At 60.5% G+C, this 14,006-nt stretch carries 12 protein-coding genes; 10 read left to right on the forward strand and 2 right to left on the reverse strand.

The features are described from left to right. Nucleotides 1-2 precede the first annotated feature (2 nt). The 5 genes from nifW (at nt 3) to B1781_RS07535 (ending at nt 3,796) form a co-directional block, all read left to right on the forward strand. The gene (gene nifW, locus B1781_RS07515; protein ID WP_078119067.1) at nt 3-344 is read left to right on the forward strand and encodes a nitrogenase-stabilizing/protective protein NifW; all 342 of its coding nucleotides are present in this window, start codon (nt 3-5) and stop codon (nt 342-344) included. Further along, nucleotides 328-804, forward strand: coding sequence for a nitrogen fixation protein NifZ (locus B1781_RS07520; protein WP_078119068.1), 477 nt, complete (start codon nt 328-330; stop codon nt 802-804). The genes nifW and B1781_RS07520 overlap by 17 nt, the downstream gene beginning before the upstream one ends. Beyond that, a complete protein-coding gene (gene nifM / locus B1781_RS07525; protein WP_078119069.1) occupies nt 798-1,682 on the forward strand; it encodes a nitrogen fixation protein NifM in 885 nt (294 codons plus the stop codon). Before B1781_RS07520 ends, nifM begins: the two co-directional genes overlap by 7 nt. Beyond that, complete coding sequence (clpX, locus tag B1781_RS07530) at nt 1,682-2,965, forward strand: ATP-dependent Clp protease ATP-binding subunit ClpX (RefSeq protein WP_078119070.1); 1,284 nt, start codon at nt 1,682-1,684, stop codon at nt 2,963-2,965. The genes nifM and clpX overlap by 1 nt, the downstream gene beginning before the upstream one ends. A 168-nt stretch (nt 2,966-3,133) precedes the next feature. After that, complete coding sequence (locus B1781_RS07535) at nt 3,134-3,796, forward strand: histidine phosphatase family protein (protein WP_078119071.1); 663 nt, start codon at nt 3,134-3,136, stop codon at nt 3,794-3,796. On the opposite strand, the gene B1781_RS07540 is transcribed toward B1781_RS07535, so the two are convergent. Beyond that, nucleotides 3,772-4,974, reverse strand: coding sequence for a SpoIIE family protein phosphatase (locus B1781_RS07540; RefSeq protein WP_078119072.1), 1,203 nt, complete (start codon nt 4,972-4,974; stop codon nt 3,772-3,774). The two genes, B1781_RS07535 and B1781_RS07540, sit on opposite strands and share 25 nt — an antisense overlap. After that, nucleotides 4,971-8,804, reverse strand: coding sequence for a response regulator (locus tag B1781_RS07545; protein ID WP_078119073.1), 3,834 nt, complete (start codon nt 8,802-8,804; stop codon nt 4,971-4,973). Before B1781_RS07545 ends, B1781_RS07540 begins: the two co-directional genes overlap by 4 nt. Before the next feature lie 435 nt (nt 8,805-9,239). Between B1781_RS07545 and B1781_RS07550 the strand changes: the two genes are divergently transcribed. From B1781_RS07550 to B1781_RS07570, 5 genes are all read left to right on the forward strand, one after another. Further along, on the forward strand, nt 9,240-9,812 hold the full coding sequence (locus B1781_RS07550; RefSeq protein WP_334223909.1) for a response regulator: 573 nt from the start codon (nt 9,240-9,242) through the stop codon (nt 9,810-9,812). A gap of 146 nt (nt 9,813-9,958) precedes the next feature. After that, nucleotides 9,959-10,735: a phosphate/phosphite/phosphonate ABC transporter substrate-binding protein gene (locus tag B1781_RS07555; RefSeq protein WP_334223910.1), complete on the forward strand. Its 777-nt coding sequence runs from the start codon at nt 9,959-9,961 to the stop codon at nt 10,733-10,735. A 9-nt stretch (nt 10,736-10,744) separates the two neighbouring features. Then, entirely contained in the window at nt 10,745-12,877 is a 2,133-nt protein-coding gene (locus B1781_RS07560; RefSeq protein WP_078119075.1) for an ATP-binding protein, read from the forward strand. Between the two features lie 15 nt (nt 12,878-12,892). After that, a complete protein-coding gene (locus tag B1781_RS07565) occupies nt 12,893-13,255 on the forward strand; it encodes a response regulator transcription factor (protein ID WP_078119076.1) in 363 nt (120 codons plus the stop codon). Then, nucleotides 13,248-14,006 (forward strand): sensor histidine kinase, encoded by a 759-nt coding sequence (locus B1781_RS07570; protein ID WP_078119077.1) that lies wholly within the window; start codon nt 13,248-13,250, stop codon nt 14,004-14,006. The genes B1781_RS07565 and B1781_RS07570 overlap by 8 nt, the downstream gene beginning before the upstream one ends.

The following is a 14,006-nucleotide window of genomic DNA, read 5'->3' on the forward strand; positions in this document are numbered from 1 at the left end:
TTATGTCCGAAAGCGAATTGGACCTGGATCTCGATGAACTGAGCAGCGCCGAAGATTTTCTCGACTACTTCGAGATTCCGTACGAAGCCAAAGTGGTACACGTCAACCGCCTGCATATCCTGCAGCGCTACCATGACTACCTCGCTGCCATCGATCTGCCCGAAGACGAAGATGCGCAGCGCGCCGTCTACCGTGAGCAACTGGTACGTGCCTACGAAGACTTTGTTGTCTCCGATGCGCAGACCGAGAAAGTGTTCCGCGTGTTTCATCTAAACGAACCGCAGCAGGCCTTCGTGCCGCTCGGTGACTTGACCACGCAGGTGAAAGGTGCGCCCTCAGTTTGAGTACGGTGACGAGGTCCGCGTCATGCGCACCGTGCGCAATGACGGGACCTTCCCCGGTACGCCGACCGGTGGTGTGTTGATCCGGCGGGGGGCTGTCGGTTTCGTGCGCGACGTCGGCACGTTTCTGCAGGACCAGCTGATCTATTCCATCCATTTCCTGGACGAAAACATCCTTGTCGGCTGCCGCGAACAGGAGTTGCAGGGGGCAGACGAGCCCTGGGTGCCGAGCCTGTTCGAGTTCCGCGACAAGGTTACCCCGCGGATACAACTCGCCGTGAACGGCGAAGTGATCGCCAAACCCGGTGACGAGGGAGAGGTGTTGAAGGCGTTCCGCGAAGCGGAAGACAACGTGACCTACCACGTGCGTTTTCCCGGGCGCACGCTTCAGGTACCCGAAAAGATTCTCGAAGGCCTGGATCAGGTTTCTGAAGGCCTCGATCAGGAGACTGATGAATGCTGAGTGCAGTACGACAAGATAGCAGCGACAACGCCAGTCATACCTACCACATGTTGCGCGCCGCGCTGCAGACTTTCCAGCGCAACCTGTCCGACCTGAAACCCTCGGAAATGGCCAAGGTTCGAGCAGTGGCCAACAAATCGTTCGAGATCGAATCGCTGGTGCTCGCATCCGACGAAGCGACCGATGTCATCGTGCCCGAAGGCGACGTCGAACGGGCGGTCGAAGAAGTCGCGGCACGCTACGCCGATGCAGAAGAGTTGAGCGACGATCTGCATCGCAACGGATTGGATGAAACCACTCTGCGCGAATCGCTGCGCCGCGAGCTGATGTTCGACAGCGTGATGCAGCGCGTCGGTGCGCGCCACGCCAGGGTCAATGATATCGACGTGCGTCTTTTCTACGAGATGCACCGCGAGCGTTTCCGCCAGCCGGAGAAGCGCACGGCCAGGCATATCCTGGTCACGATCAATTCGGACTACATCGAGAACACACCCGAAGCGGCGAGGTCACGCATGGCGGAACTCGCGGCCAAGTTGAAGAAACGCCCCAATCGGTTCGTCAGTCTCGCGCGTCGGCATTCGGAATGTCCGACCGCGCTCGAAGGCGGCAAGCTCGGTGTGATGGCGAGAGGACAACTGTACCCCGAACTCGATGCCGCCTTGTTCAGCCTGCCCGAGGGCGGGGTCAGCGACGTGGTAGAGACCGAGGTCGGTCTGCACATCATCATGTGCGAAAAGATCCAGCCTCAGCGGGACATTCCTTTATCGAAAGCATGGGACGGCATTGTCGATGTCTTGGCCAACCGCAAGCGTCGCAACTGCCAGAAGGCATGGCTGGGCGAGCTTCGTCGGGCCGCAGACTCTCGAGAGGTATCATGATGGGAAGCGACGCATCCACCTGTTCTTTCTGCGGGGTGCCCCAGGCGCCGGACGTTCCGTTGATCGCCGGTATCGACGGCCATATCTGCGAGAGCTGTGTGCAGCTCGCGTCCAAGGTGGTCGGCAACTGGGGGCGCAAACGCAACCTGCAGAAGCCGTTGGAGAAGCCGCCCATCCCGGAAGAGATCAAGCAGCACCTCGATCGCTACGTGATCGGTCAGGAGGCTGCCAAGGAAACCTTGGCCGTTGCGGTCTACAACCACTACAAACGCCTCAAGGCCGAAAGCGGCGAGCTGACGCAGGCGCTCGGCGACAACGACACGGTCGAGGTCGAGAAGTCGAACGTGTTGTTGCTCGGTGGCTCGGGCACCGGCAAGACCCTGCTGGTGAGCACACTGGCACGTATCGTCGGTGTGCCCTGCGTGGTCGCCGATGCGACGACGCTGACCCAGGCCGGCTACGTGGGTGACGACGTCGATACTGTGCTGGCACGCCTGTTGGATATGGCCGACGGTGACCGCGATCTGGCCGAGTGGGGCATCGTCTATATCGATGAGATCGATAAACTGGCTCGCCGTGGCGAGGGTTCGCACGGCACGCGCGATGTGTCGGGCGAGGGTGTTCAGCAGGCCTTGCTGAAGCTGGTCGAAGGTACCCGGGTCGATGTCTCGGTCAAGGGGCGGCGTAACCAGTCCGAACACCAGGTGATCGATACCCGCAATATCCTGTTCATTGCCGGCGGTGCCTTTGCCGGGATTGAACAGGTACTCGAAAAACGCCTGGGTCATTCGGCGGTGAGCATCGGCTTCCACGCCGAACCGCCGAAAGAGCCGGATCCCCAGGTCAAGGCCAGGCTCTACGAGCACACCCATCCGGACGATCTTCGCCAGTTCGGATTGATCCCCGAGTTCATCGGTCGTTTCCCGATCCTGACCGCGCTGCACGATCTCGACGAAGAAGCGCTGGTGCGTATCCTGACCGAGCCACGCAACGCCTTGGTTCGCCAATACCGCCAACTGTTCGCCTACGAAGGCGTCGAGTTGGAGTTCTTGCCCGAGGCGTTGTCGGCCATCGCACGCGAGGCGATTGCCCGTGGCACCGGTGCACGCGGTCTGCGCAGCGTGGTTGAAGGCATACTGCAGCGCACGATGTTCCATCTGCCTTCGATGCCGGACGTCGTGCGCTGTGTCGTCACCGAGGCCTGCATCGACGGCAGCGGCGAGATCGAGATGGAGCGCAAGACACCGTCGGATGAGTTCGCTGCTGCGCAACAGCACGGTTGAGTCTGCCGTAGAGTTCAGCGGCTGGAGCGTCAGTCTGCGGTAGCCGAGCCGGTCCACTCAGGCAAACACGCGGTCGGCGTCCCGGATAAGGCGCCGGCCGCTCTCGTCTATCCTTTATCTACCCGTTCATTCAGAAGATGCCATGCCCGGCGCCGGGAGATAAAGACCATGACGCCAACTGTCAGTTCGTGGGTCCGCCGCGTTCTATTGATCATCGCGCTGGGTGCCGCCGGTGCCGGTACTGCGGCGCCGCCGCCTGTTCTGCAGGACGAGGCGTTGCTTCAAGCGCTGCGCAGTGGCGGCTATTCGATCTACTTTCGCCACGCGGCCACTGACTGGAGTCTGCAGGATCAGGTGACCCAGGTCGGCGATTGGGAGAGCTGTGACCCGATGCGTATGCGCCAGCTGTCCGACGAGGGCCGTCGGGCCGCCGAGGCGATCGGTGAGGCCATGCGTGCGCAGAACATCCCGGTCGGCCAGGTGTTGGCCAGCCCCTATTGCCGCACCATCGAGACGGCCCGGTTGTTGGGCCTGGGCGATGTCGAGCCCACGACCGACGTCGTCAACCTGCGGGTTGCCGCCTTCTTCGGCGGACGCGATGCGATCATCGCGACGGCTCGGCGTTTGTTGTCAACCCCGCCCAAGGTGGGCACCAATACCGTGATCGTCGCTCACGGCAATGTGGCGCGCGAAGCGACGCCGGTCTACCCGGGCGAAGGTGAAGGCGTGGTGTTCAAGGGTGATGGAAACGGTGGTTTCGACTATGTCGGGCGAATTGCAGCCGATCGATGGGGCGCGTCGCCACCTCAGCAGGACGATGCGCGTCGCTGAACCACCTCGATCTCGCCGTTGGGTGAGTCGGCGTGCCGGTCGCGGCCGATGCGCAGCAGTGTCAAATCGTCCAGTGCGTTGGGTTGCTTCGCGCTGGCGATCACATCGGCGATGACCGAGTCCAAAGACTGTTCGCAGCGATCTATGGTGTCGACGAGCCGGTCAACCCCGTAGTAGCTGCCATCCCGGCATACCACCTCGATCGGCCCGTCGGTGAACACGTACAGGTTGCCGTCTTCTTCGAAGTCCAGGTGCACTGAATCGAACGGCGCATCGTGCGTTGCGATACCCATCGGCATCTCCATCGACGCGTATCTGACCCATTGCTGGTTCGGACCGCGGTACAGGATCTCCGGATTGCCGAAGCTCCACAGCTCGGCGCGGCGGTTGTCTTCGCTCAGGCAGACGGCCGCTGCCGCCATGAAGATGTGAGACGGCAGTCGTCTGGCCAGCACGTTGTTGATTTCTCCGACGATAGTCGCCAGTGGGACATCAGCCGCGGTCATGGCATAGAACAGGTGCGACACCAACGGCGTACCGATCGCGGCCGTCAGGCCATGCCCGGTGAAGTCTCCCACCAGGAAGTGATGGTGACCAGAGGGTCGCTTGGCGGAGAGCAACAGATCGCCGCCGGCGGTGTCGCGCGAATGACAGGCGAACGACAGGTTGTCGTTGCAGAAGTCTTTGTCGTTGCGCATGGCAAGCAGGATCTCCGCCATGATCTCTCGTTCGTCTTCCATGAAATCATTGGCTTGCGCCAACGCCTGGCGCGCGTTCGCCAATTCGATCTGCGTGCGGACGCGCACCTTCAGGATGACCGGTTCCATCGGTTTGGTCACGAAGTCGATACCGCCGGCAGAGAATCCTCGAATCTCGTCCTTCTCGCTGTCGAGCCCCGAAAGAAAGATCACGGGTATGTCGCGGGTGAGTGCATCGGCTTTCAGTTGCCGGCAGACCTCGTAGCCGTCCATCTCCGGCATCAGCACGTCGAGCAGGATCAGTTCCGGAAGCTGCTTGCGGGCGATCTCCAGGCCGACCTTGCCGTTGGTGGCGGCGAGTAGCTGAAATCCTGTCCCCAGTGCGGCGCGGATCGCATCGATCGTTTCCGGCGAGTCGTCAATCGCCAGGACCCGGTTGATCGCCGGCTTCGATGTCGTGTTGCCGTTGTCGAGTGTCATGCCGATGACTCCTTGGCTGCAAAGGCCTGCGCGGCTGCTTCGAAATCGTAGCTCTGCAGTGCCTGTCGCGTGGCTTTCAGTGTGTCGAGTAACAGGGGGTTTGCGGTGTTCGCGATCAACAGTTCGATCGTATCGACGGCCGCGGTATCGTAGTTGTTCAACTGCATCAGCAGGTTTTCGATCGTTGCATCGATATCCACCTGCGGTTTGTTTTCCGCGGAATGCCTGCCGCTTGCCGGGGCAGGCAGTTGTTCAACGGCATCGATGACCGTCCGGACTTCCGCTTCGATCGATTGCAGCAGTTGTGGGGGAATGAACTCGCGATGCTGCTTGATGTGGCGTTCGGCCTCTGCCGCCAAACGCTGCAGGCGTGTGGCGCCGATGCTGCCTGCGCTGCTTTTTAAGGTATGAAAACTGCGTGTCGCGCTGTCGAGGTCGTCGCGTTCGGCCAAGCCGTCGTCCAGTGCTTCGCGTTGGTTGCTCGCGAACTTGTGGGCCATCTTGAGGTAAAAGCCGACATCGTTGTCGAAGCGCCGCAAGCCGGTCGCCACGTCGAGTCCCTCCAGCTTGACCGGCAGCTGTATCCCGGTTGCGACGCCTGCGTTCGACACCGGCTGCTGCGGTGCGGGTTGAGAAGCGTGTATCCATTTCGCCATCGTGTGCAGCATGTCTCGGACATTGATCGGTTTGGCGATGTGATCGTTCATGCCGGCGGCGAGGGCGGCGTCGATATCGTCGCGCGACACGTTCGCCGTCAGTGCAATGATCGGCAGTGCGTCGAATTCGGTCTGCTGTCGCAACTTGCGGGTTGCGGTATAGCCGTCCATTACCGGCATCTGGCAATCCATGAGAACGCCGTCGTAGCGCTTGCGATCTAGCATGCTCAAAGCGCGCTCGCCGTTGTTGGCGACGTCCACCAGCATCCCGTTCGCGGCGAGCAGGGTAACGGCGAGTTCCTGGTTGTATTCATTGTCTTCGACCAACAGGATGCTGGCGCCTCGCAGTCTATTGGTGTCGTCTTCGGGGCCGGGCTTGATGTCTGACGGGTGCACGTTTTGGCGGCGACCGACCTGGGATACAGCGCTTTCGATGGCATGCAGCAGGTCACCGGGGGTGACCGGCTTGGTCAGAATGCCGTCAACCGCGACCTGGCTCTCGGCCAGGGCTTCTTCCAGGTCTTCTTTGCTGTGCGCGGTGGTCATGATGACCGGCGGGAGCGCGTCGCCGAAAACAGCGTGTTGACCGGCGAGAAACTCGATACCGTTCATGCCCGGCATGTGCCAATCGACGAGCAGAAAATCGTACGGAGGCCTGTCGCGACTGTCCGGACCGACCAGGTAGTCGGTGGCGACGAATGCATCTTTTACGACATCGACGTGAATGCCGTGGCTTTCGAGCATGGTTGAGAAGATCACCCGGGCGCTGGAGCTGTCGTCAACCAACAGGCAGTGCAGGCCGCTCAGGTCGGCCGCCTGCAGGTTTCCGCCGATGTCGTCGGCCCTGTCGTCGATGTCGGTGAACGGCAAAGAGACAAAGAAGGTGCTGCCTTTGCCGGCTTCGCTGCGCATCCAAATGCGACCGCCCATGAGTTCGGCGAGTTGCTTGCAGATTGCCAGGCCCAAGCCGGTACCGCCGTAGCGACGGGTTGTCGAGGCGTCCGACTGGGTGAAGGCACTGAACAAGCGTGCCTGTTGCGACTCGGGTATGCCAATGCCGGTGTCGCGCACGGCAAACAGCAGCTCGACCTGGTCGTCGTCGCGTTGGGTGGTACTGACCGACACCACGACCTCGCCACGGTCGGTGAACTTGATGGCGTTGTTGCACAGGTTCAGCAGAATCTGGTGCAGGCGGAGCTGGTCGCCGAACAGGTGGCGCGGCACCTCGCTGTCGACGTCGAACAATAGTTCAAGACTTTTCTCCGATGCGTTGAACCCGACCACGTTGGAGAGGTCGTCGAACACATCGGACAGACGGAAGTTGACCTCATCGATGTCGAGCTTGCCGGCCTCGATCTTCGAGAAATCGAGAATATCGTTGATCAATGCCAGCAGCGATTCGGCAGACCGGTGCACCTTGTCGATGTAGTTGCGTTGCTTGATATCGAGATTCGTCTGCAGCGCGAGATGCGACATGCCGATGATGGTGTTCATCGGCGTGCGAATCTCATGGCTCATATTGGCGAGGAATATGCTCTTCGCCTCATTCGCACCTTCTGCGCTCTCTTTGGCGATCTCCAGATCCCGTTCGATACGCTTGTTTTCGCTGATATCGAATACGGTGGCGATAACGAACTCGTCATCGCCAATCTTGAGCGGGCTCAGGTTGACCTTGATCGGAACGACTTGGCCGTCTTTGCGAACACAGGCCAGGTCGCGTGAACGGGCCATGTCCTTCTGCTGCGGGTTGAGTTGGTATTGGCTGCGTAACGCGCTGTGGCCGTGCCGTTGTGCGTCGGGTACCAGGTTTTCCACCGGCAGGCCGTTGAGTTCATAACCCTGGTAGCCGAATAGCTGCGCGGCATAGCTGCTGCTGCGCCGGATGATGCCGTCGCGGTCGATAATCAGCAGGGCAGCGGGCATGGCGTTGACGGCGGCATCGAAGATGATGTCTGACTCGCGGCGTTTCAGTCCCTGGCGCATCTTGTCCAAGGCCTTGGCGAAGTTGTTGAGCTTGGCATCGTCGAAGCGCGGTGCATCCGTCGAATAATCTCCATCGCCGATGGCGTCGACGAACCTGACCAGGCGGCGTAGTGGGATCAGGTTTCTTGACAGGTTCCTTTGCAACGCGACGACGATGATCACCGCGGCAACGAACGTTATGCCGAGCAGGGGTGCGGCATCTGCCCATACCTTTGCGCTGATTGTGCTTTGCGGTACGGCGATCACTGCGACGAAGGCCAACGACTCATCGCGGTCTGCAATCCCTATGTGTCTGGTCAGTACACGGTAGTGCTCGCCGTTGTACTTCGTCGTCTCGAAGAGCGAGGCCGCTGTCGCAGGCTGACGCATTGGCGTGCGGTGTGCGCTTTTTTCAACTTGCGAGGTGGCAGTCGTTCCTTGCCAGTGCAAGCCCGGGAATACCTCTTCGATTCTACGGCGCGCCCCAGCGTCTTCGCTCGTAGGGGCATTGCTGTCGAGCAGTACCTCGCCCTGATTGTCGACCAGCAACATCTCTACCTCGGTGGGCAGGCTGTCTGGCGTTCCGGGTAGCCACGACTGCATGGCGAGCGTGACGACGACAACGCCGCGAGTCTGGCCGGCAGCATCGTTGACCGGCGCTGCAACACGCACGGTGGCCGGTGACGCCTCGTGCTCGCGATGAGCAAGGTATGCGCGAGATTCGCCGGGGGAGAGTGATCGCCATGCTGCATGTTCAGAAGCATTGCCGTACGACGCAGCAGGCCAAGCCGGATCGATCGGTTGCGCTTGCACGCTTCGCGACGAACGCAGCACCTGCTCGTGTGGCTCGTCCATGCTGACCAGGCCGATTTCCAGGTAGGCCTGCTTGAATCCGATGATGCCGGAGAACACGCGCTGAAGCCGTTCGCCGGCATCGCGGTTTGTTGTCGTCAAGGCGGCGAACGCATCGGGATTGGCGGCGAGTGCGATGGCCTCGCTGCGTGCGTCGTTGATGGTGTGCGCAATTCGATTGGTGTTGAGCGTTTGCCAATGACTGAGTCGTTGTTCAGTCCAGGCGAGCACCTCGGCGGCAGAGTGTTCGTATTGGATCAAGCCGACCAGCAACGCGAACAGCGTCGCGCCGAGCCAGGCTGAATAGCGCAGCTGTCGTTGGACCTTGAAGTCGCGGGCTTTGGTTTTGGGTTTCGTCACACGGCTACCGCTATGGAGGCTATTGCCTGTCGATGCATCCGACTGTGTTCAGCGCCCGGTTGGGCGCCGGGTTCGACATGACCGGCGCCGGCTGGATGTCGGTTGCGCAAAACCTATTGCGAACAATTGGGCGTCCCTCGCAGGCAATCCGCGCCAGCGACATCGTCGGTCGCCGGCAACTCAGGGGATATAGCGGCCGTTGTCTGTCGGTTTGAACGTTCGTTCACTACCGACGATCCGCAACCGCCTGCAAGGGCGACTGTCGTGTTTCAGTTTTGCCGGATTCAAACGATCTATCTGGTACTTAAACGCCTGATCACGAACGGGCTTCATTACCCAAGGGCCTAGGTTCACGAGATCGCGCTGAAAGCTTGCAGAAATGAAAAAATTAAAAATAATGAAAAAAGTGAAACCTAGATTGAAATGGAACGTGTGATGGACGAACTGACAACGAGGCAAGTCGCAGAGATGCTGGGTGTATCGGTGAGAACCGTGCAGCTGTGGGTCGAGGCAGGCGCTTTATCCGCATGGAAGACCCCTGGCGGGCATCGCCGGATCACCAAGGATTCGGTGGAGGCGTTGCAATCGGCACGCGCGCAGGGCACGCGCCAGCCCCCCGAAGAACACCCCCAACTGGTGGTCGTCGAGGACGATCGCAGCATGCAGAAGCTCTATCTCGCCGCCTGCAAACGCTGGGGCGTGACCGTCGCCGTGGCCAACAACGGCTTCGAGGGCCTGCTGATGGTCGGTGAGCACCGTCCGCGCGTCGTGATTGCCGACCTGCAGATGCCCGGTATGGACGGCTTCGAAATGGTACAGACGCTCAATAAAAGGCCGGAGTATGCCGATACCTTGGTATTGGTGGTTACCGGATTGAGCGGCAGTGAAATCCAGGCCCGCGGCGGGCTGCCTGAGGACATCCCCGTGTTGCGCAAACCGGTACAGATGAACCTGTTGCGCGACCTGGTCTGCAAGCAACTCGAGATCAACGCGGAAGGCGGGGAGTGACAGGCGGCGCGGTTGCGTCTGTCTGATCGCCCGGCGTCCGCCAACACCGCCAACACCTGAGGTCGATGAAAGAATCCATGCGTACAGTCAACAGAGTGAAATCGGGCGTTGTTGCGATCTGCTTTGCAGTCTTCGCATTACTGGCAATGCCCGCAACGGCGGAAACCCAGGTGCTAACGTTCGGCATCGTGCCGCAACAGGCGCCGAGCAAACTGGCGATGTTGTGGGGGCCGATCCTGAAAGAGCTGGGTGAACGCACCGGCTACCGCTTCGTGTTCAAGACCGCGCCGAACATCCCCGAGTTCGAACGCCGCGTGGCCGACGGTGAATACGATATTGCCTACATGAACCCCTATCACTTCACGGTGTTCAACGAGAAACCCGGCTACCGCGCATTGGTGCGCCAGGCGGATAAACGCATCAAGGGGATTCTGGTTGTACGCAAGGACAGTCCGATCGTCGCGCTCGAGGAACTCGACGGCAAGCAGATCGCGTTTCCGGCCCCGGCTGCCTTCGCGGCGAGCGTATTGCCGCGGTCGGAACTCAGCAAGAACGGGATCAGTTTCGAGCCGAAGTATGTGTCGTCTCACGATTCGGTTTACCGCAGCGTGGCCAAGGGCCTGTTTCCGGCCGGCGGCGGCATTCAACGCACGCTGAACAACGTCGCTCCCGAGGTGCGCGATCAGCTGCGCGTGTTGTGGACGACCAAGGGCTATACGCCGCACGCCATCGCCGTGCATCCGCGCCTGGACGCCGCGACCGTGGCCGAGGTCAAGCAGGCCCTGTTGGGCCTGAACGACAGTGATACAGGACGCGCTTTATTGGCGGCCATCAAGTTCAAAGGTCTGGAAAGCGCGGTCGATACCGATTGGGATGACGTTCGGGAATTGAACATCAGGCTGCTGGAAGGCTTACTCGATTAGGACGCTGCGATGTCTTTTCGCCTGAAAACCGTACTAGGGATAGCATTGATCGAAGCCGCGCTGCTGCTCGTTCTGGTGATGAGCAGCCTGTACGAATTGCGCGGCACCGGCGAGGAGCAACTGCGCCAGCGTGCCCAAACCACCGCCTCGCTATTCGCCAGCACGACTGCGGACGCGGTACTCGCCTACGATCTCGCCTCGCTCGAGAGCCTGGTCGCAGAGGTCATGAGCAACCCGGGCCTGGTGTATGCGCGCGTGCGCAGCAACAGTGAGGTTCTGGCTGAAGACGGTCAGGCTGCCGCGCTCGGCAGGCGCTTTGTCGACGACGTGGATTTGGCCGCAGTGACGGACGGCGTTTTCGACCGCTCGGCACCGATCAATGTGGGCGGCGAAAACTACGGCCGGGTCGAAATCGGCCTCGATATCGCGCACATGCAGCGCGAATTGTCGCGGGCCACCCGCACCTTCAGTGGTATCGCCGCCAGCGAGCTGCTGTTGTCCGGACTGTTTTCCTTCGTTCTTGGCACGTTGCTAACGCGTCAGTTGAAGTCGTTGAAAGACGGTACCAAGGCGGTCGCTGAAGGACGATTCGGATACCAGGTCGACGTCAAGGGCAAAGACGAAATTGCTCAGGCGGTCGGCGCATTCAACGCCATGTCGAGCGACCTGGCGACCTTGATGGATGAAAACGCCGAGCAGCGTGACGAGCTCAGGTCGGCGACGGAACTGCTCAGCGGTCTGGTCGACAATCTGCAAAGCGCTGTACTGCTGGTCGATATGCGCGGCGTGGTGTTGCACGCCAACCGCGGTTTCAGCGAATTGCTTGGCGGCGACGCTTCGCCGTCGACCTTGATCGGCAGGCCGTACAGCGAGATCGAGGAGATGTTGGTGGCCCGGTTGGACAATCCCGGGTCGGCCAGGCAGCGTTTTCAGACCTATGTCGACCAAGCCGAACGTACCACGGACCAACTGTTCACCTTGAGCTGCGGCAGCGTCATCGAAACCGACTATACGCCGTTGTTCTGCGATGGCCGACAGTATGCGCACCTGTGGAACCACCGCGACGTCACCGAGCGCATTCAGGCGCAGAAGCAGGTCAACGAACGGCGGCGCGAACTCAACACGGTATTCGAGTTGAGTCCGGACGGCTTCGTGCATTTCGACGGCGACGACAAGATCACATCGGTGAACCCCGCGTTCACCCAGATTACCGGCATCAGCGAAGCGCAGGCGTGCGGCATTCTCCGGAGCCGGTTCTTTGCCACGTTGCGTACCGAATGCGGCGTGACCGACATCGAAGATGCCGGCGGTCACCGGCTGATCAAGATCACCTATCCGAAGCCACGCATCATCAGTTGTCGCGAGCGCAGCCTCGGCAATCGCGGCGAAGGTGCACACGTCATGTATCTGCGCGATATCACGCACGAGCGCGAACTCGACGAGATGAAGAGCGATTTTCTTGCTACCGCGGCACACGAACTGCGTACCCCTTTGGCCAGTGTCTACGGATTCTCCGAGTTGCTGCTGCAGTTCGAGCATGCCCCGGAAGAACGCAAGGAGATGATCGGCACGATCTACCGCCAGTCAGCCCACCTGGTCAGCATGCTGAACGAGTTATTGGACCTTGCGCGCATCGAGGCGCGGTCAGGCAAGGACTTCGAGATCCGGCGCCAACCGCTACTGCCGTTGCTGCGCGACAGCGTGAACAGTTTTCTGCCCGAAGGCGACGATCGCCGCGTGAGCGTACGTTTCCCCGACATCCTTCCCGCGGTGCCGGTGGACGGTGCAAAGCTCAAGCAGGTGCTCAGCAATGTGCTGAGCAATGCGTTCAAGTATTCGCCCGGCGGCGGGGATGTATCTGTTTCAGCCGAGCAGGTCGACGGCGCGATCGAGATCCGCATCGAAGACCAGGGTATCGGTATGAGTCCGGATCAGGTCGAGGCGATGTTCGATCGTTTCTACCGCGCCGACAAGTCGGGCGCGATTCCCGGATCCGGTCTCGGGATGTCGCTGGTCAAGGAGATCATCAATATCCATGGATGGGAAGTGATCGTCGACAGCCAGCTCGATGTCGGTACTGCCGTGACGATCAGGGTGCCGGTGGAAACTTCGAACGAACAGCGATTGCATAAGGTGGGGTGACTCATGGGAACGCAAATGCGCAAAGTATTGATCGTCGACGACAACGAGAACCTGCGTCGCTTGATCAGCCTGACGCTGCAGGGCGCGGACTACGAACTGCACGAGGCCGACAGCGGCGACGCGGCGTTGCAACGGGTGTCTGCCCTGACTCCGGACATCGTGTTGTTGGACGTGATGATGCCCGGCTCAGCGGACGGCTACGAAGTCTGTCGACAGATCAAGAGCAACGACGATCTGCGTCATGCCAAGGTGATCATCCTGTCGGCAAGAGGGCAGAAGGCGGACCTCGACGCCGGCCGGGAAGCCGGCGCAGACCACTACCTCATCAAGCCGTTCAGTCCCGTGGAACTGCTGCAACTGTTGAAGACCTATGACTGAGATACTCCCCATCGACGAAGACTCGACGACCGGCGAATTGCTGAGCAGGCTGAACGATGCCGTTGCGGCCAGTGAGGAGAAAAGCCGCTTCCTGGCGTCACTGAGTCATGAACTGCGTACCCCGTTGACCACGGTATTGGGTTTCTGCGAGCTCCTGCTCGATGAGTCCGACAAACTCGATGACGACCAGGCAGACAGCATCGGCGAGATTCAGAATGCCGGCTCTCACATGTTGTCGCTGATCAACGAGGTGTTGGATCTGGCGAAGATCGACGCCGGCAAGACCAAGCTGGTGATGCGCAATGTCGCCTTGTCGCCGTTACTTGGCGATGTGGCCGCGTTGGTCAAACACCAGGCGATCAGCGCCGGTATGCAGTTGCAGCTGCCGCCTGACGACGCGTTGCAGGTGTGTGCAGATCAAGGTGCACTCAAACAGGTGCTACTGAATCTGTGCAGCAATGCGATCAAGCACAGCGGCAGACCCGGTGACGTGACGATCCGCACCTGCGTCGTGGATGATCGTGTGCATATCACGGTGGCCGACGATGGTCTGGGCATCGAGCCGCACCATCAGGAAGGGATCTTCGACCCGTTTCGGCGTACCGCCTTGCGCCACTCGATCCATGACGGCAGCGGGATCGGACTGCCGCTGAGTCGTCGTCTGGTCGAGAAGATGGCCGGTGTCCTGTCGTTGCAGAGCACGCCGGGGAAGGGTACCTGCTTCACGATCGACCTGCCGCTCGCCGATTAA

It is taken from the genome of Thiosocius teredinicola, assembly GCF_002009425.1.
Taxonomy (GTDB): Bacteria; Pseudomonadota; Gammaproteobacteria; order Chromatiales; family Chromatiaceae; genus Thiosocius; species Thiosocius teredinicola.

Bases quoted from the DNA above. Each gene is read 5' to 3' on its own strand.
- B1781_RS07560 (WP_078119075.1), top strand. From the start codon at position 10,745: ATGTCTTTTCGCCTGAAAACCGTACTAGGGATAGCATTGATCGAAGCC.
- B1781_RS07535 (WP_078119071.1), top strand. From the start codon at position 3,134: ATGACGCCAACTGTCAGTTCGTGGGTCCGCCGCGTTCTATTGATCATC.
- nifM (WP_078119069.1), top strand. From the start codon at position 798: ATGCTGAGTGCAGTACGACAAGATAGCAGCGACAACGCCAGTCATACC.
- clpX (WP_078119070.1), top strand. From the start codon at position 1,682: ATGGGAAGCGACGCATCCACCTGTTCTTTCTGCGGGGTGCCCCAGGCG.
- B1781_RS07565 (WP_078119076.1), top strand. From the start codon at position 12,893: ATGCGCAAAGTATTGATCGTCGACGACAACGAGAACCTGCGTCGCTTG.
- B1781_RS07555 (WP_334223910.1), top strand. From the start codon at position 9,959: ATGCCCGCAACGGCGGAAACCCAGGTGCTAACGTTCGGCATCGTGCCG.
- B1781_RS07540 (WP_078119072.1), bottom strand. From the start codon at position 4,974: ATGACACTCGACAACGGCAACACGACATCGAAGCCGGCGATCAACCGG.
- B1781_RS07550 (WP_334223909.1), top strand. From the start codon at position 9,240: ATGGACGAACTGACAACGAGGCAAGTCGCAGAGATGCTGGGTGTATCG.
- nifW (WP_078119067.1), top strand. From the start codon at position 3: ATGTCCGAAAGCGAATTGGACCTGGATCTCGATGAACTGAGCAGCGCC.
- B1781_RS07570 (WP_078119077.1), top strand. From the start codon at position 13,248: ATGACTGAGATACTCCCCATCGACGAAGACTCGACGACCGGCGAATTG.